The organism is Bacillus sp. 01N42_2 (genome assembly GCF_056399565.1).
The window spans coordinates 588720-606573 of sequence record NZ_JBFTRO010000001.1 but is presented as its reverse complement, the minus strand read 5'-3'; the positions used below and the strand labels follow the sequence as shown (position 1 = coordinate 606573).

Sequence of the window (17854 nt, the reverse complement as noted above, 5' to 3'; positions counted from 1 at the left end):
TATACACGCCGCCGCCGGACGCTGTTACAATCCTATTTAAGAAAGCGTTTACAAATAAAGGGGGATATACATGGCAGAACTTCGGCTCGAGCATATTTATAAGTATTACGATCAGAAAGAAGCGGCTGTCGATGATTTTAACCTTCATATTAAAGATAAAGAGTTTATCGTGTTTGTCGGTCCGTCGGGATGCGGGAAGTCGACAACATTGCGGATGGTTGCCGGGCTGGAAGACATCTCGAAGGGCGATTTTTATATCGGAGACACGAGAGTGAATGATATCGCTCCTAAAGACAGGGATATCGCCATGGTGTTCCAAAACTATGCGCTGTATCCGCATATGACGGTCTATGATAATATCGCTTTCGGTCTGAAGCTGAGGAAGATGCCGAAACCGGAGATTAAAAAACGGGTCGAAGAAGCAGCGAAAATGCTGGGGCTCACAGAGTATCTGCACCGCAAACCGAAGGCGCTCTCCGGCGGGCAGCGGCAGCGTGTTGCATTAGGACGGGCGATCGTCAGGGACGCCAAAGTGTTTTTAATGGATGAGCCGCTGTCAAATCTGGACGCAAAGCTTCGGGTGCAGATGCGGGCTGAAATTATTAAGCTCCATCAAAGGCTGCAAACAACTACGATCTATGTGACGCACGATCAAACAGAGGCGTTGACGATGGCGACACGCATTGTAGTCATGAAGGATGGGAAGATTCAGCAAATCGGCACACCGAAAGAAGTCTATGAACATCCGGAAAACGTTTTTGTCGGCGGGTTCATCGGCTCCCCCGCGATGAACTTTTTTAAAGGAAAGCTGACAGACGGCGCCATTCAGATCGGTTCAGCCGCTCTCAGCGTGCCGGAAGGGAAAATGAAAATGCTCCGGGAAAAAGGGTATGCCGGCAAAGATGTGATCTTCGGCATCCGCCCGGAAGACATACATGATGAGCTGATTGTGGTAGAATCCTATAAGAATTCATCCATCACAGCTAAAATCAATGTCGCGGAATTGCTCGGGTCAGAAATTATGGTTTATTCCCGGATCGGGGATCAGGATTTTATCGCCCGGATTGATGCCCGCCACGACATTCATGCCGGTGAGGAATTGACTGTCGCTTTCGACATGAATAAAGCTCATTTTTTCGACAGTGAAACAGAAATCAGAATCCGCTCATAACGAAAAGCCGGACAGCTGGATGTCCGGCTTTTTTGATGTAACAATTTTTGCCCGTCGACCGATATAAAAAGTAAATAGCAGACAGAAAGCAGGAAAACCATGAAACGCATAATCACGTGCATGTGCCTTTTGGCTGCTCTGTTAACGCTTGCCGCCTGTTCGGACCATGAGGCAAGTGCCGAAGAGAGCATTCCGAAGGCAGAAGCGCACCAAAAGTCTGTAAAGCGCCAAATCAAAAAGGAGCCGGATACGTCCGCCTGGGTTAAAACGAAGGGAACGGCGAGGCTGCCGATTCTGATGTACCACAGCATTTCTGAGGGAAACAGCCTGCGTGTGCCGAAGGAAGAATTCCAGCAGCATATGAAGTGGCTGCATGATCACGGCTATTATACGATGACTCCGGAAGAAGCCTATCTGATGCTGACGGAGGATAGAGAGCCGCGTGAAAAATGCGTTCTGATCACATTTGATGACGGCTATACCGACAATGTGAAAGCGGCGTATCCTATTTTAAAGAAATATAAGATGAAAGCGACCATCTTCATGATCGGTAACTTTATCGGACATAAAAATCACCTGACTAAGAAGCAGATGAAGGAGATGGCCGCACACGGCATTTCCATTCAAAGCCATACGATGAACCATCTCGAATTGAACGGGCTCGCGCCTCAGCAGCAGCAACGCGAAATGGCGGACTCTAAGCGTTTATTTGATCAAATGTTCGGGCAGCGGACGTCTGTAATCAGTTACCCTGTCGGACGATATAATAAGGAAACATTAAAAGCCGCATCTGCTGCAGGCTACCGTATGGCGGTCACGACGGAGCCGGGAGCGGCATCGAGAGATCAGGGGCTTTATGCGCTTCACCGTGTCCGTGTGTCGCCGGGCATGTCCGGTACGGCATTCGGCTCTTATATCCAAAATGTGATGAAATAACAGAGCCTCCGCATATGGCGGAGGCTTTTTTCCGTTTAATAGAATTGATGAAGCAACAGGAGGGTGACGCTCACGGTAATCGCCCCGCCGATTCTGGTCGACACTTGGGCAAACGGCATAAGCTCAAGCCGTTCAGCGGCGCTTAAGATCGCGACGTCGCCTGTGCCGCCCTGACCGGAATGGCAGGCATTGATGACCGCCGTCTCAATCGGGTACAGGTTCAGCCATTTACCGGTCAGAAAACCGACGGCTATCATCGTAATGACGATGGATAAAATGGTAATGATATTGCTGATATTAAACGCTGCAATCAGTTTGTCCCACGGTGTCATTGAAACGCCGATCGCAAATAAGAGCGGATAGGTCACGGCTGTCGAGAAAAAACGCGAAACGCCGAAAGCTCCGTTTTCAATCGAGGCCGGCGCCAGCCTGAACAGCTTAATAAGCACGGCAAGGACGAGCATCACGACAGGAGCCGGAAGCTGAAAGAAATCATGCGCCAGCATGCCGACTAAATACAGGGAAACCGCTAAAATCCCCCCCGAAGCGAAAAAAGACAGATTAAACGCATTGTCATTGGCCGGCTGTTCCAATGCAGGAGCGGATTGATCAGACTTATCAACCTTCCCATTGCCCGTCCATTCCGGCTTGCGTTTCCCGATGACGTTCAGCAAACCCGATAACATAATGGCGCACAGGCTGCCGAGCATGATGGACGGCAGCACAAGCGCAAAGGCGTCTCCCTGGGACATCGGCATAATATCGGAGTAGCCGATGGATAAAGGAATCGCGCCCTCGCCGACACCTCCCGCCATAATCGGGACGATAATATAAAGCAGTGTGTGCTGAAAACCGAGCCCGAGCAGCGTCCCGACGCATAAGCCGACGATGGCGGCCGCGATCGAACCGGCAATCAGCGGAATGAAAATCTTGACGAAAGCTTTGACGAGAGTCTCTCTTTTCATCCCGAGAATACTGCCGACGACGATACCGGCAATAAATAGATAGAGAAAGTTAGAGTTTTCCGTGAATTCTGTTGTTGATGTAATAATGTCTTTCGGAAGCAGGTGGTAGTAGACGACAGCGGACGGAATAAAGGTTGCGAGGATCGCGGGGCCGCCGATGGAACGCACGATCGGAATGGATTTTCCGATCTGGCCGAAGGTAAATCCGAAAAAACTCATGACGGCAATCGATGTCAGGATGTCGCTTTTTACATCGTGTTTCATGACAAACACCGTAATAAGCAAGAAGAGCAGGATATAGATAGGAAGAGGAATAATGCCGATTCTAATATTCATTGCTCTGGCAAACCAATTATCAGTCCGTTGCTGTTTTGGAATTGAATCCGTTTGCAAATTTGGTTGAAGTTCTCCCATGCTTGTTCCCCCAGTCTTTATGTAGTGAAAAATATCCCCATTTAAAGTATACTAAAAAATTTAAATTGTTCATATATTATGAATTTACTAGAAAACATACTTTCACCTCATTTTCTTTCTTAAAAAGGCGATTTGGCGGCCTTTCCCGCTGAATAAAGCATTTTGTTCGCCACACGAATAAAAAAGAGGTACGATATGGAAGGGACAAAAATCCTAGATGCCGACATAAAATCTCTACAAATTCGACATTAATCGGTCACAATTTCAGCCTATTTTTAGGTATATCGATCTTTTTTTTTAGGCGGAATCGTTGTAAAGTAATGATATTGAATCATTTCTATGACAGCCGGCTGCCCCCCAGGGAGTGCAGGCTGATAATTCATTAGTTTTGACAAATTTGTGAAACATTGAGCAAATATATCATTTCTTGTGAAATACCGAGCAATGGTTTTGTCGTGTTTGTGAAATGTTGAGCAATTTACCAGATTGGAGGAAAAACATCATGAGTGAGTTGGTTTTAGCCCGCATACAATTTGCATCTACAACATTGTTTCACTTCCTGTTTGTGCCTATGTCTATCGGGCTTGTGTTTATGGTTGCTTTGATGGAGACGCTTTATGTTGTCAAAAAACAAGAGACCTATCTCAAAATGGCTAAATTTTGGGGACATCTCTTTTTAATTAACTTTGCTGTCGGCGTCGTCACAGGGATTCTTCAGGAATTCCAGTTTGGATTGAACTGGTCTGATTATTCCCGTTTTGTCGGAGACGTATTTGGAGCTCCGCTTGCGGTTGAAGCGCTTTTGGCGTTTTTTATGGAATCTATTTTTATCGGATTATGGATTTTCGGCTGGGACCGACTATCTAAAAAAGTGCATTTGCTTTGCATTTGGCTTGTATCCTTCGGGACGATTATGTCATCTTTCTGGATTTTGACGGCAAACTCATTCATGCAGGAGCCGGTCGGCTTTGCGATTAAAAACGGCCGCGCGGAAATGAATGATTTCGGGGCGCTTTTGACAAACCCTCAGCTTTGGGTTGAATTCCCTCACGTCATTTTCGGGGCGCTTGCAACTGGTGCTTTCTTTATCGCCGGTGTCAGCGCATATAAATTATTGAAGAAAAAAGAAGTGCCTTTCTTCCATAAATCTTTCAAGCTTTCTATGATTGTCGGTCTGATCGCCGGTATCGGCGTTGCGTTCAGCGGACATATGCAGGCTGAGCATTTAATGGAATCGCAGCCGATGAAAATGGCCGCCAGTGAAGCGCTTTGGGATGACAGCGGTGATCCTGCCGCGTGGACGGCTTTTGCGAACATTGATACGAATAAAGAAAAAAACACATCAGAAATTTCAATTCCTTACGCACTCAGCTACTTGGCTTATCAGAAGTTCAGCGGCAGTGTTAAAGGGATGAAAACTCTTCAAAAAGAATACGAAAAAACGTACGGAAAAGGCGATTATATCCCGCCTGTTAAAACGACGTTCTGGAGCTTCCGCATTATGGCGGGTGCAGGCGCGCTTATGATTTTTGCCGCGATTGCCGGCTTTATTCTGAACCGCCGCAAAAAGCTTCATACGAGCAAGTGGTATTTACGGGGCATGATCGCACTGATCGCATTCCCGTTCATTGCGAACTCTGCCGGATGGATTATGACTGAAATCGGACGCCAGCCGTGGACGGTCATGGGGCAATTGACGACCGCACAATCCGTTTCGCCTAACGTAACGACGGGATCTCTGCTGTTTTCAATTATCAGCTTCGGCGTCATGTACTTGATTTTAGGCGCGCTGCTTGTTTTCCTATTCGTTCGTGAAATTAAAAAAGGTGCGGACCATGATGATCACAAGGATGTTCCTGTATCAACAGATCCGTTCAGTCAGGAGGTCTACCATGGGGTCACTTCATGATCTTTGGTTTATACTCGTTTCGATTTTGTTTGTCGGATTTTTCTTTTTAGAAGGTTTTGATTTCGGTGTCGGCATTTCGACCCGATTTCTTGGCCATAATGAATTAGAACGCAGAGTGCTGGTTAACACCATCGGCCCGTTCTGGGATGCGAATGAGGTGTGGCTGATCACAGGTACGGGAGCGATTTTCGCGGCATTCCCGAACTGGTATGCAACGATGCTCAGCGGATATTACATTCCGTTTATCATCATTCTTCTTGCCTTGATGGGCCGCGGCGTGGCATTTGAATTCCGCGGACAAGTGAACAATCTGAAATGGGTCAAAACATGGGACTGGGTGATTTTCTTCGGAAGCCTTATCCCGCCGTTTTTATTCGGCCTTATCTTTACAAGCTTGTTCCGCGGTGTGCCGATTGACGGACACATGAACATTCACGCAGGTTTTTCAGATATTGTGAACGTGTATTCCGTTCTTGGCGGAGCAGCCGTCACCCTTCTTTCATTCCTGCACGGTTTAATGTTTATCACCTTGCGCACGATCGGTGATTTACAAGAGCGTGCGAGAAAAATGGCAAAACGCGTAATCGGTGTTATCTTTCTTGTTGTACTTGCTTTCTTTGCGATGTCTGCATACGATACGGATATGTTTACACGCCGGGCAAACATCACGATTCCAATATTCGTGCTGATTGTCATCTGCAACGTTCTTGCCATTGTGTTCATGAGCAAGAAAAAAGACGGCTGGGCATTCGGTATGACCGGCGCGGGTCTCGCTTTGACAGTCGCGATGATTTTTATCTCCCTGTTCCCGCGCGTCATGGTCAGCTCGCTGAAAAGCGCGTATGACTTAACAGTAGCTAACGCGTCTTCCGGTGATTATTCACTTAAAGTCATGACAATTGTTGCACTGACTTTGCTGCCGTTTGTCATCGGCAGTCAGATCTGGAGCTATTATGTCTTCCGGAAACGCGTCAGCCATAAGGAGCCTATGACTTATTAATGGGAAAAGACCTGTTTCTTTATAAAGGAATGAAGCGGATTCTTGCGATCATTACGGGATTAACGATCATACAAACGGCCGCCATTATCTTGCAGGCGGAATGGCTGAGCCAGGCGGTAACCGGATTATTTAACGGGAAGCGGATTGCTTCTCTTTATCCGGTTATCGGCTTTTTCTTGCTTGCGTTTTTCGTCCGGCATGCGGTGACAACGGTCCGGCAGAAAATCGTGTACCAATATGCCGCGCAAACCGGCGCAGACTTAAGAAAAAGATTTCTTGAGCAATTGTTCCGTCTCGGCCCCCGCTTTGCGAAAAAAGAGGGGACAGGCCGGATGGTGACGCTGGCGATGGAAGGCATCAGCCAGTTCCGCCGCTACTTAGAGCTGTTTCTGCCGAAAATGGTCAGCATGGCGATCGTGCCGGCTGCCGTTGTCATTTATGTGTTTTTTCAGGATAAAACATCGGCTTTGATTCTGATTCTTGCGCTTCCGATTTTGATTGTATTTATGATCCTGCTCGGACTTGTCGCACAGAAAAAAGCTGATCGCCAATGGAAGTCCTATCAGACGCTTTCCAATCATTTCGTGGATTCGCTCCGCGGACTGGAGACATTGCGGTTTTTAGGATTAAGCAAATCACACAGCAAAAATATTTTTCATGTCAGTGAGAGATACCGCAAGGCGACGATGAGCACACTCCGGGTCGCGTTTTTATCATCATTCGCCCTTGATTTCTTCACGATGCTGTCGGTGGCGACAGTGGCGGTGTTCCTCGGCTTGCGGCTGATAGACGGACAGATTCTTCTCGCTCCGGCATTGACCGCGCTGATTCTCGCGCCTGAATACTTTCTCCCGGTCCGCGAGGTGGGAAATGATTACCACGCGACATTAAACGGGCAGGAAGCGGGAAAAACCATTCAGGCGATTTTGACGCAGCCCGGTTTTAAAGAAGAAAAGCCGCTCGAGCTTGATACGTGGACTGACGGAGATGAATTACAGCTTACGCGTTTGTCCGTCCGTGAATCGATGTCTGAATTTAATCTGTCCTTTAAAGGGAAGAGAAAAATCGGGATTATCGGGGAAAGCGGCGCGGGAAAATCGACTCTCATTGATGTGCTGGGCGGCTTTTTAGAGCCTGCGTCCGGTGAGATCAAGGTAAACGGTGAATCCCGCTCGCATCTGCAGTCGGACGGCTGGCAGAAGCAGCTGCTCTATATTCCGCAGCATCCGTACATTTTTGATGACACGCTTTTGAATAATATCCGGTTTTATCATCCTGATGCTTCCCGTGAGGAAACGGCGCAGGCCGCTGCTTCGGCGGGTCTTTCCGAACTGATTCGTGATCTGCCCGGCGGTCTTGACGGCCGGATCGGCGAGGGCGGACGGGCGCTCAGCGGAGGGCAGGCTCAGCGTGTCGCGCTGGCCAGAGCCTTTTTAGGAAACCGTCCGATTCTCCTTTTGGATGAGCCGACCGCTCACCTTGATATTGAAACAGAGTATGAAATAAAAGAAACGATGAAAGACCTGTTTGAAAATAAGCTTGTTTTTCTGGCCACTCATCGTCTTCACTGGATGCTTGAAATGGACGAAATTATCGTGCTTGATGACGGCGCGGTGGCGGAAATCGGCACCCACGACGAATTGATGGCGAAACAAGGCGTATACGCCAAACTTGTAGAGGCGCAACTGGGGGAAAGAACATGAGGAAAGAAGAATGGATTCTGCCGTATATTAAGCAAAATGCCCGTTTGTTTGTTCTTGTGATTTTTTTAGGCGCGGTGACGATTTTTTCGGCGGCCTTTCTCATGTTTACTTCCGGTTTTTTGATCTCAAAGTCGGCGACAAGGCCTGAGAATATCCTGCTGGTGTACGTTCCGATTGTGGCCGTGCGCACCTTCGGGATCGCCCGTTCAGTCTCCCGGTATGCCGAGCGTCTGACGGGGCATCACATCATTTTGAAAATCGTGTCCGACATGCGGGTGCGGCTTTACAATCTGCTGGAGCCGGCCTCTCTCATGCTCTCTTCCCGTTTCCGAACGGGCGACATGCTCGGCATTTTGGCTGAGGATATTGAGCATTTGCAGGATGCGTTTTTAAAAACGATTTTCCCCGGGGTTTCCGCTTTGCTGCTCTATGCGGCATCCGTTATCGGGCTCGGCTTTTTTTCCTGGCCGTTTGCCGCTCTTGCGGCGATTTACCTGTTTGTATTGGTTGTCTTATTTCCGGTTGTGTCGCTTCTTGTGACGAGAGCGAAAAACATGAAGCTGAAAAGCGGACGGAATACGCTCTACAGCCGGCTGACCGATGCCGTACTCGGCGTGAGCGACTGGATGTTCTCGGGACGTCAGGCCGCCTTTATTTCCTCTTATGAAGAGAAAGAAAAGGCATGGTTTGACCTTGAGAGCAAACGCCAGCGATTTACGAGGCTGCGCGATCTCGCCGCACAATGCCTTGTCGGCGGCTTCATATTGATCATGCTGTTCTGGACGGCGGGTCAGTATGCGGACGGCAGCATCGCCAACACGATGATCGCGGCCTTTGTGCTTGTTGTATTTCCATTGACGGAGGCGTTTTTGCCCCTTTCGGATGCGCTGACGGAAGTGCCTTCTTATCAGGATTCGATCAGAAGAATGAGTAAGGCTGCTCCGGAGCTGCGGGGGCGTGAGGTGAAGCAGTCAGATGAGAAACTGGATGTCACTGATGTGACACTGATGTTTGATAACGTGTCATTTTCTTATGATCAGCACAGTCATGTGCTTGACCGCTTTTCCTTCACTCTCCGCCAGGGTGAAAAAATGGCGCTGCTCGGCAGGAGCGGGTCCGGTAAGTCGACCTCTCTCGCTTTAATTGAAGGCGCCTTAGTTCCCGATTCAGGCAAAGTGACACTGAACGGGCTGGAAACTGCGGCCGTGCAGGATCAGATTTCCTCAGCGGTAGCCGTTTTGAATCAGAAGCCTCATCTCTTTAATACGAGCATTATGAACAATATCCGGCTCGGAAACGGCAAGGCGAGTGATGAAGATGTTAAGCGTGCGGCGCGGCAAGTGAAGCTGCACGACTATATTGAATCATTGCCTGACGGGTATGAAACGTCCGTGGAGGAGACGGGGATTCGTTTCTCAGGCGGGGAGCGGCAGCGGATCGCGCTTGCCCGCATTCTGCTCCAAGACACGCCGGTCATTATTCTTGATGAACCGACGGTCGGCCTTGATGCAATTACTGAACGCGAATTGCTTGATACGATTTTTGACGTCTTTAAAGAGAAAACGATTCTCTGGATTACACACCATCTAGCAGGTGTGGAAACAGCTGATAAGATTGTCTTTTTAGAAAATGGAAAAGCAGAAATGGAAGGAACCCATCAAGAGCTGCTTGCAGAAAACGAACGGTACCGGAAGCTTTACCGTCTTGATGTTCCGATCAGAACATAAACAGCCGCAAATGTGCGGCTGTTTTTTTGTGCGGTTTAAAATCTCTTCTTGTTTGGAATATAAATAAGAGACAGAAGAGGAGGTACAGAGATGAACATACTGGACTGGACGGAACGGGATGTGAAAGATACATTGCCAAAGCGTGAGGCAGACAGCCATAAGGGGACGTTCGGGACGGCGTTATTGCTGGCCGGAAGCGATGACATGCCGGGAGCCGCCCTTCTTGCAGGTTTGGGCGCGATGAGAAGCGGTGTCGGCAAGCTCGTCATCGGTACATCGGCAGGCGTCATCCCGCTCATTGTCCCGGTGCTGCCGGAAGCGACGTACTGGCGGGACGGGTGGCAAAAAGCCGCGGCAGGTCAGCCGGAAGAAACCATCCGGGCCGCGGCCATCGGGCCGGGGCTTCCCCAAACGGACGAAGTGCAGCAGGCGGCTGACCAGCTGCTTTCTGCCGATTATCCCGTCATACTGGATGCAGGCGCCATAACGAAAAGAACCTATCCGGAAAGGAAAGCCCCGGTGATCTTGACGCCTCACCCCGGCGAATTTTCAAGAATGACCGGCCTTCCGATTCAAGAGATTCAACAGAATAGAGCGGCATATGCCGCGGAATGGGCGGAGCGGCTTCATGTCACGATTGTCCTGAAAGGAAACGAAACCATTATCGCTTTTCCTGACGGGGAGTGCCGTCGGAATACAACCGGAAACGGCGCGCTTGCAAAAGGCGGGACGGGCGACACGCTGACGGGAATGATTCTCGGTATGCTGTGCTGTCATCAAGACCCGAAACATGCCGTATTGAACGCCGTCCGCCTTCACGGCGAATGTGCGGAGTTATGGACGGAAGAGCGCTCCGCACATACCTTATTGGCGCACGAACTTTCCGGACTGCTGCCGCGTGTATGGAAGAAATATGAATAAAGAAAAGGCGTCTTCATAGGGAAGGCGCCTCTTTTTGTTTTAACCTTGATTTCATCAGAACATAATACAACAGCGACGGAACGGCCAGCCCGACGACCCAGGCAATGTCGCCTCCGCCGAATATTTCTGCGAGCGGTCCGATGTAAAAGGATGTATTGATGAATGGGATTTCTAATATGATCGACAAAACGAAGGCGGCCGCTGTAATCCAGTTGACCCTGCCGTATTGTCCGTTGACGTCAAACATTGATTTGACGTGGTATTTTCCGCGGCGGACAAAATAGTAATCCACGAGGTTGATCGCTGTCCATGGAATTAAGAAATAACTGATAAAAAAGATGAAATTTAAAAACAGTTCCATGAAATTGTTTTGGCCTAGAAGACTTAACACAGTACCCGCTGCCGTCACATAAAGGATCATTACCACTCTCGTTTTCGGCGTCACCTTCAGTTTTAAAAACGGCTCCAAGGTGGTCGTGGTTGACATAAAGGCTCCGTATAAATTAAAGACGTTGATCGCCATTTGTCCGAACAGGACGATGATCAGCATAATAAAGGAAAACGGGCCGAACAATCGGACAATTTCATTTCCGGCATTAGCAGTGAATCCCGGGAGCGCCGTCGTCAAAATAGCGCCGAGAAGCATCATCCAGATAGAACTGACTGACGTACCTGCGTAGCTGTACCAAAAGGTATGCGATGCCGGTGTTTTGACCGGAAGATAACGGGAATAATCTGCGACATATGGCGCGTATGCCAGCTGCCATGTGGCCACCGCGCTGACCGCCACTAAGAAAACAGGCAGATCTAATGAGCCGGGCGCCCAGCTTCCTGAGGGAATCGGCAGTTGAAAAATAAGAATCGTTGCAGCAAAAAAAACGGCAAAGGAGGTCCAAGAGAGGATTTTCTGCATTTTGTGAATCAGATCATGACCGTAGATCGTGAGTAAAAAACAGATGGCGCTTAAGCCGATAATACACCATGAAGCCGGAATCGGTACAAAGCTGCTCAGTGTACCGGCTGCGAGAATCGTACTGCTCGCAAAGAAGCCCAGGTAGATAAACATGACCAAAAAGAGGGGCAGAATCGCTCCGATCACGCCGAATTGCGCGCGGCTTTGAATCATTTGCGGAATTCCGAGCTGAGGTCCTTGTGCGGAATGAGACGCCATAAAGATTGCGCCGATAAAGGTTCCGATCATAATGGCGGCGATACTCCAAAAGAGATCGAGTCCCATTGTAACGGGCAGTGTGCCTGTGACTAACGTCGTTATATGCATATTCGCCCCGAACCAAACGGGGAATAAATCTTTGGCCTTTCCGTGTCTTTCGTGATGCGGAATATGTTCAATCGTTCGCCTTTCTACTTTCAATAGATAATCTCCTCCGTATGTCTTCTTTTAACATAAAGTCATAGCTTAACAGATTGACTTACCGTTTACAAATTCCAGTACACAGGAAAAACATTGTAAAGCCTCGCTGACAGCCGTTCTGAGATTTTTTGTGAAACTGAACAGACACTGCCGCCAAAACGATTTACCGGGGTTTAAGAGGCATGGATATGCTTACGGACTAATATGTATGAAGGAGAAATGTGTCAATCTTTTGACGAATGGAATCATTATTCGCTAAGCTTTAAGAATAGTTTACTTTGTGTAAATTTCATAAATGAAAAGGGGATTGATGATATGTGTACAAGTCTTACATTGAAAACGGCAGATGGTAATCACCTATTGGCGCGAACGATGGATTTTGCTTTTCAGCTCGACACCGACGTCATGCTGTACCCTCGTCAGTACAGCTGGAAAAGCGAAGCTGACGGCAGGCTGCATAAGACGAAATACGCATTTATCGGCATGGGGAGAAATCTCGGCAATATTCTGTTTGCCGACGGCGTGAATGAAAAAGGGCTGTCTTGTGCGACGCTGTATTTTCCGGGCTTTGCGGGATACGAGAAAGCGGAACGGGAGGGCACGTGCCACATCGCTCCTCATGAGTTCGTCACATGGACCTTATCAAACTGTGAATCTCTTGAAGACGTAAAGGAAAAGCTCGCTTCACTGACAATTGTAGAGAAGAAGTTAATGTTATTGGATACGGTGCTGCCCCTTCATTGGATTTTATCAGACCGCACGGGGAGCTGTATTGTGATCGAGCCGACGCCGGAAGGTATGAAAGTCTATGACAACAAACCCGGAGTGATGACCAACAGTCCTGAATTTCCTTGGCATGTGACCAATCTGCGCCATTATATCGGAATCAGGCCGCAGCAGTCAGAAAGCAAAACATTGGGCGGAATGGCATTAACCGCATTCGGCCAAGGATCTGGAACGATCGGGCTTCCCGGTGACTACACGCCGCCATCCCGATTCATCAGGGCCGCTTATCTGAAAGAGCATTTAGAGCCTGCCGCTCAAGAAACAGATGGCGTTACGGCCGCTTTTCACGTGCTGTCCAATATGAATATTCCAAAAGGCGCCGTGATCACCGAGGAGAATGAAATTGATTATACACAGTATACGTCCGTCATGTGCTGTGACACGGGGAGCTATTACTTTCATCTGTACGACAACCGGCAGATCCATAAAGTAAGTTTATTCCATGAAGATCTTGACCGTCCGGAGCCGAAAGTATTTGCGGCTGTGGCGGAGCAGAATATACAGGAGCTTAATTAGCTCAAAAAAAACAGGACGCGATTGTCCTGTTTTTTTGTTTAATACGGATCTGACGGATGGCTTTCCCGTTCAGCCTGCTTTGCCGCCTTTGCCGCATCCGTAGTGCCGATCGGTCCGCCGCTGTTGCTTTCGGAGGCTTTTTTCAGCCCTTCAGCCACGCGTTTTCCGTAGTCCGGATCTGCTTTTGTGAAATTCTCAATCATTTGGTCCTGAATGTCTTTCCGGCAGGAAGAGAGCGTATTGACCAAGTTTGTGATCAATTCGTTCCGTTCAAATTCCGAAAAGCGGCGGTACGTTTCTCCGGCTTGGCCGAAGTTATTCGACCGGTCGATCGCTTCCCGCTTCACATCGCCTTCGACATGAGGCGTATGGTCTTTCCCATCCTGCTTCGCTTCTTTCAGTCCGCCCATAATAGACGGCTCATAGTTGACGTGCGGGTTTTGCCCTTCTGCCCGATCGACCCGATACTGCATTTGCCCGCCTTCCTGGTTGGTGGCGACATGCTTTTTCGGCGAGTTGATCGGAAGCTGCAGGTAATTTGCGCCGACGCGGTACCGCTGGGTATCTGAATAGGCGAATGTCCGCCCTTGAAGCAATTTATCATCTGAAAAATCAAGCCCGTCCACCAGCACGCCCGTTCCGAATGAGGCTTGTTCCACCTCGGCATGGTAGTTTTCCGGATTTTTATTGAGCACCAATTTGCCGATCGGCTTCCAAGGAAAATCGTCTTTATACCACAGCTTTGTCGGGTCAAGCGGATCAAAATCCAGTTCGGGATGCTCGTCATCAGTCATGATTTGGGCATACACTTCCCACTCCGGATAATCGCCTTTTTCAATCGCGTCATACAAATCCTGTGTCGCATGGTTAAAGTTTTTCCCCTGAATCTCTTCCGCTTCCTTCTGTGTCAGGTTGCGGATGCCCTGTTTCGGTTCAAAGTGATATTTGACGAGCACGGCTTTTCCTTCTTCATTGACCCATTTGTACGCATGGACGCCTGAGCCCTGCATCTGCCGGTAGTTGGCCGGGATGCCCCACGGCGAAAACAAGAAAGTGATCATATGAGTCGCTTCCGGTGATTGGGAGATGAAGTCGAAAATACGCTCACCGTCCTGTATGTTCGTAACCGGATCAGGCTGAAATGCGTGAACAAGATCCGGAAACTTCAACGGATCACGGATAAAAAAGATTTTCAAGTTATTGCCGACCAGATCCCAGTTGCCGTCTTCCGTATAAAGCTTAACGGCAAAACCCCGGGGATCACGCAGTGTTTCCGGCGAGTGCTTTCCGTGATTGACGGTTGAGAAGCGAACAAACGCCGGTGTTTTCGTTCCTTTCTTTTGGAACACCTTCGCCCTTGTGTATTTTGAAATCTCCTCGTCTCCAAAACTTCCGTACGCCTCAAAGTATCCGTGTGCACCGGCGCCGCGCGCGTGAACGACGCGCTCCGGAATCCGTTCACGGTCAAAGTGGCTGATTTTCTCCAAAAAATCATAATTCTCCAATGTCGTCGGCCCTCTATTGCCGACTGTCCTGACATTCTGGTTGTCAGTGACCGGATGGCCCTGCCGGTTTGTCAGCGTGTCTTCTGACTCGCCTTTACCGGTCGTCTTACTGGAAAGCGCTTCTTCGCTGTCTTTGTTATTTTCCATTGCTGAACCCTCCTTTTTGAACGGTATCAATATGCCCAGCAGAGCCATTTTTTAAAACCGGTTTTCAAAAGAAGAGGTTATTCCGCAATCGGCGTTAAAGATCCGCCGTTCTATAATCAGGCCAGCCATAACAGCCATAAATAAAGCCCGATCAGGGTGATGAATAACGTCGGAACGGTTAATATCAGACCTGTTTTGAAATACATTCCCCAGGAAATTTTCACGTTTTTCCGGCTCAGCACATGGAGCCATAACAATGTCGCCAGCGACCCGATCGGCGTGATTTTCGGCCCGAGGTCCGAACCGATAACATTCGCGTAAATCAATGCTTCTCTCATCAGCCCGTGAGCGTCCGTTCCGCTGATGGCTATGGCGTCAATCATCACCGTCGGCAGGTTATTCATAACGGAGGACAGAACCGCAGCGATAAAACCCATTCCGAGTGTCCCCGCAAACAGTCCGTGATCCGCCGCTTTCTGAATAAGCTGAGAAAGAAGATCCGTCAGTCCGGCATTCCGCAAGCCGTACACGACAACATACATGCCGACAGAAAAAAACACGATGGCCCACGGGGCGTCCCTGATGACTTGTTTTGCAGGGACGGCGGGGCTTCGCTGCGCCAGAATGAGAAAAACAACCGCGATGGAGCCGGCAACGAAGGACACAGGGATCGACAGCAGCGCGCTGACGAAATACCCGATCAATAAAACGGCCAGGACACCCCATGATAACCGGAAAAGGCGCTCATCCTTAATGGCGGATGCAGGATGTTTCACAAGGCCGGTGTCAAACCGTTTCGGAATGTTTTTTCTGAAATAGAGATACAGCACCAAAATGCTTGCCGCCAAAGAAAAGAGGTTGGGCACCAGCATGCGTGATGCATATTGAATGTATCCGATATGAAAGTAATCCGCGGATACGATATTGACCAAATTGCTGACCACGAGCGGGAGCGAGGTGGTGTCGGCGATGAACCCTCCGGCGATAATAAACGGTAAAATCAGCTTTTCAGGTAAATCCAAAGCCCGCACCATCGCCAGTACGATCGGCGTCAAAATGAGCGCCGCTCCGTCATTGGCAAACAGGGCGGAGACCACAGCCCCTAAGACGGAAACATACAGAAACATCCGCAGCCCGCTGCCTTTGGCCGCCGTGGCCATATGCAGCGCGGCCCATTCAAAAAACCCGATGCTGTCAAGAATCAATGAAATGATAATAATGGCGATAAAGGCAAGTGTCGCATTCCAGACGATTCCCGTCACTTCCGCAATATCATGCAGGCTGACTGCCCCCGCAATCAAAGCGAGGACCGCTCCGCCGCAGGCAGACCAGCCGATTGATATGTTTTTCGGCTGCCAAATGACAAATACAAGTGTCAGCACAAAAATCAGCGCTGATAAAACCGCAATTCCCAAGAATATATCCTCCTTATCGGCATGAAACAGCGACTTCTTTTTGCCGCAATGTCTGTAAAACGCCGTCCTTTTCGTCTATCTGCTGCAGAATGGAGCGGACCAGCGCGTATTCCGGACCGGACGGATGAATGGCATAGTACCGCCACTGGCCTTCCCGCCTTTCCCGCACAAGCCCGGCGTTCTTTAATTTCCGCAAGTGCTGGCTGATGCCGGGCTGACTCATACCAAAAATGGCCGTCAGCTCACAGACACAGTATTCCTTCTCCTTCAGAAACTTCAGCATCAAAAGCCTTGTCGTGTCGCTGAGAAGCTTGAGGCATTGGCTGACCCCTTCGGAACTTAAGGCGTTATGCTGTCGTTGCATGCTCTCACTCCTTTTTTACATCATTATATAAGCATCTGTTTATATAAGTAAATAACAATATAAAAAAGCCGGCTTTGCACGTTTTGCAAAACCGGCTCATGTTTATTTTTGGAACAGCTTTTTCGCTTCATCCATTGCTAATTTATTTCCCAGTGCCGAATAATCAAGCCAAGGCTGATCGGCAATCTTATAGACGTGGTTTGCTTTCACGGCCTTCAGCCCTTTCCATACAGCGCTTTTTTGCAATTCTTTAAAAGCTTGCTGTGACTTGTCGTCTCTGTTAACGACCACGAAAATCGCATCTGCGTTGTAATCCGGCAGCACTTCTTGAGAAATGACCTCATAAGGGCGGGAGGTGTTCATGTCTTTAATGCCGTCAGCAGGCTTCAGTTTCAGGTCATCAAACAGAATCGGACCCATCGGGCGGCGTGTGCTGAAGACGCGAAGTTCTTTTGCATTCACGCGGATCGCCATGACTTTGGCGTTTTTCCCTAATTCCTTATCGATCATAGATTTGACTTGTTTTGTTTCATCTTCGTAATCTTGAATAAAGGTTTTCGCTTCTTTTTCACGGTTGACGATTTTTCCGATGTCTTTTAAATGATCGCGCCAAGTGCCTTTATCAAGGTCGAAAACGTGTGTGTTTCCGATTTTCTTGTATTTTGACACATCTTTTCCTGCAAATTCTTTATCAAGATAAATGTTGTCAGGGTTCAGTTCGAGTAACGCTTCCATATCCGGATCTGAGGCAGGGCCGAGTTTTTTCGTGTCTTTCAGCTGATTTTTTACATGAGGGAGAAAATCTTTTAATTCTCCGCCCACGACGGAACCGGCCGGTGTAATGCCGAGAGCCAGCAGGTCATTTGTCAGGTGAATGGACATCGAAGCGATTTTATGATCACCGGTTGCCTTTTTTGTCTCCGGCTGTGTTGAATCGGATTGGCAGGCAGCCAATAAGAAAATACACATGAAACTGACGAGGGCAATTATTTTTTTCATGAGA

General features: G+C 48.8%; 14 protein-coding genes. 8 read left to right on the top strand and 6 right to left on the bottom strand.

What is annotated here, in order from left to right; genetic code table 11:
- Window positions 1–70: 70 nt before the first annotated feature.
- On the top strand, window positions 71–1171 hold the full coding sequence (locus AC1DN5_RS03165) for an ABC transporter ATP-binding protein (RefSeq protein ID WP_047475985.1): 1101 nt from the start codon (window positions 71–73) through the stop codon (window positions 1169–1171).
- Window positions 1172–1270: 99 nt separating this feature from the next.
- On the top strand, window positions 1271–2107 hold the full coding sequence (locus tag AC1DN5_RS03160) for a polysaccharide deacetylase family protein (RefSeq protein WP_366969891.1): 837 nt from the start codon (window positions 1271–1273) through the stop codon (window positions 2105–2107).
- 35 nt (window positions 2108–2142) lie between these two features.
- On the opposite strand, the gene cimH is transcribed toward AC1DN5_RS03160, so the two are convergent.
- Entirely contained in the window at window positions 2143–3486 is a 1344-nt protein-coding gene (gene cimH / locus AC1DN5_RS03155; protein WP_366969890.1) for a citrate/malate transporter CimH, read from the bottom strand.
- Window positions 3487–3988: 502 nt separating this feature from the next.
- On the opposite strand from cimH, the gene AC1DN5_RS03150 reads away from it, so the two are divergent.
- The 5 genes from AC1DN5_RS03150 to AC1DN5_RS03130 all read left to right on the top strand — a co-directional run bounded on the left by AC1DN5_RS03150 (window position 3989) and on the right by AC1DN5_RS03130 (window position 10746).
- Window positions 3989–5395 (top strand): cytochrome ubiquinol oxidase subunit I, encoded by a 1407-nt coding sequence (locus AC1DN5_RS03150; RefSeq protein ID WP_016937474.1) that lies wholly within the window; start codon window positions 3989–3991, stop codon window positions 5393–5395.
- Complete coding sequence (gene cydB / locus AC1DN5_RS03145) at window positions 5379–6395, top strand: cytochrome d ubiquinol oxidase subunit II (protein ID WP_016937475.1); 1017 nt, start codon at window positions 5379–5381, stop codon at window positions 6393–6395. The genes AC1DN5_RS03150 and cydB overlap by 17 nt, the downstream gene beginning before the upstream one ends.
- Entirely contained in the window at window positions 6395–8098 is a 1704-nt protein-coding gene (cydD, locus tag AC1DN5_RS03140) for a thiol reductant ABC exporter subunit CydD (protein ID WP_095241139.1), read from the top strand. Before cydB ends, cydD begins: the two co-directional genes overlap by 1 nt.
- The gene (gene cydC / locus AC1DN5_RS03135; RefSeq protein WP_366969889.1) at window positions 8095–9825 is read left to right on the top strand and encodes a thiol reductant ABC exporter subunit CydC; all 1731 of its coding nucleotides are present in this window, start codon (window positions 8095–8097) and stop codon (window positions 9823–9825) included. The genes cydD and cydC overlap by 4 nt, the downstream gene beginning before the upstream one ends.
- Window positions 9826–9915: 90 nt before the next feature.
- On the top strand, window positions 9916–10746 hold the full coding sequence (locus tag AC1DN5_RS03130; RefSeq protein ID WP_366969888.1) for an NAD(P)H-hydrate dehydratase: 831 nt from the start codon (window positions 9916–9918) through the stop codon (window positions 10744–10746).
- A 13-nt stretch (window positions 10747–10759) separates the two neighbouring features.
- Here AC1DN5_RS03130 and AC1DN5_RS03125 read toward each other — a convergent pair whose 3' ends face one another.
- Window positions 10760–12118, bottom strand: a complete 1359-nt coding sequence (locus AC1DN5_RS03125; RefSeq protein ID WP_366969887.1) for a purine-cytosine permease family protein — start codon at window positions 12116–12118, stop codon at window positions 10760–10762.
- Window positions 12119–12433: 315 nt separating this feature from the next.
- Here AC1DN5_RS03125 and AC1DN5_RS03120 point away from each other — a divergent pair, with 315 nt between their 5' ends.
- The gene (locus AC1DN5_RS03120; protein WP_327814862.1) at window positions 12434–13420 is read left to right on the top strand and encodes a choloylglycine hydrolase family protein; all 987 of its coding nucleotides are present in this window, start codon (window positions 12434–12436) and stop codon (window positions 13418–13420) included.
- 38 nt (window positions 13421–13458) lie between these two features.
- On the opposite strand, the gene katX is transcribed toward AC1DN5_RS03120, so the two are convergent.
- The 4 genes from katX to AC1DN5_RS03100 all read right to left on the bottom strand — a co-directional run bounded on the left by katX (window position 13459) and on the right by AC1DN5_RS03100 (window position 17850).
- Window positions 13459–15072: a catalase KatX gene (katX, locus tag AC1DN5_RS03115; protein ID WP_064779138.1), complete on the bottom strand. Its 1614-nt coding sequence runs from the start codon at window positions 15070–15072 to the stop codon at window positions 13459–13461.
- Window positions 15073–15188: 116 nt separating this feature from the next.
- Window positions 15189–16487 carry an arsenic transporter gene (locus tag AC1DN5_RS03110; protein WP_366969886.1) on the bottom strand — a complete coding sequence of 433 codons (1299 nt, stop codon included), beginning with the start codon at window positions 16485–16487 and terminating at the stop codon, window positions 15189–15191.
- Between the two features lie 13 nt (window positions 16488–16500).
- Window positions 16501–16851, bottom strand: a complete 351-nt coding sequence (locus AC1DN5_RS03105) for an ArsR/SmtB family transcription factor (protein WP_064779136.1) — start codon at window positions 16849–16851, stop codon at window positions 16501–16503.
- 102 nt (window positions 16852–16953) lie between these two features.
- Window positions 16954–17850: an ABC transporter substrate-binding protein gene (locus AC1DN5_RS03100; RefSeq protein ID WP_045925518.1), complete on the bottom strand. Its 897-nt coding sequence runs from the start codon at window positions 17848–17850 to the stop codon at window positions 16954–16956.
- Window positions 17851–17854 lie beyond the last annotated feature (4 nt).

Bases quoted from the DNA above. Each gene is read 5' to 3' on its own strand.
- AC1DN5_RS03120 (WP_327814862.1), top strand. From the start codon at position 12,434: ATGTGTACAAGTCTTACATTGAAAACGGCAGATGGTAATCACCTATTG.
- cydD (WP_095241139.1), top strand. From the start codon at position 6,395: ATGGGAAAAGACCTGTTTCTTTATAAAGGAATGAAGCGGATTCTTGCG.
- cimH (WP_366969890.1), bottom strand. From the start codon at position 3,486: ATGGGAGAACTTCAACCAAATTTGCAAACGGATTCAATTCCAAAACAG.
- AC1DN5_RS03150 (WP_016937474.1), top strand. From the start codon at position 3,989: ATGAGTGAGTTGGTTTTAGCCCGCATACAATTTGCATCTACAACATTG.
- katX (WP_064779138.1), bottom strand. From the start codon at position 15,072: ATGGAAAATAACAAAGACAGCGAAGAAGCGCTTTCCAGTAAGACGACC.
- AC1DN5_RS03100 (WP_045925518.1), bottom strand. From the start codon at position 17,850: ATGAAAAAAATAATTGCCCTCGTCAGTTTCATGTGTATTTTCTTATTG.
- cydB (WP_016937475.1), top strand. From the start codon at position 5,379: ATGGGGTCACTTCATGATCTTTGGTTTATACTCGTTTCGATTTTGTTT.
- AC1DN5_RS03165 (WP_047475985.1), top strand. From the start codon at position 71: ATGGCAGAACTTCGGCTCGAGCATATTTATAAGTATTACGATCAGAAA.
- AC1DN5_RS03160 (WP_366969891.1), top strand. From the start codon at position 1,271: ATGAAACGCATAATCACGTGCATGTGCCTTTTGGCTGCTCTGTTAACG.
- AC1DN5_RS03130 (WP_366969888.1), top strand. From the start codon at position 9,916: ATGAACATACTGGACTGGACGGAACGGGATGTGAAAGATACATTGCCA.
- cydC (WP_366969889.1), top strand. From the start codon at position 8,095: ATGAGGAAAGAAGAATGGATTCTGCCGTATATTAAGCAAAATGCCCGT.
- AC1DN5_RS03105 (WP_064779136.1), bottom strand. From the start codon at position 16,851: ATGCAACGACAGCATAACGCCTTAAGTTCCGAAGGGGTCAGCCAATGC.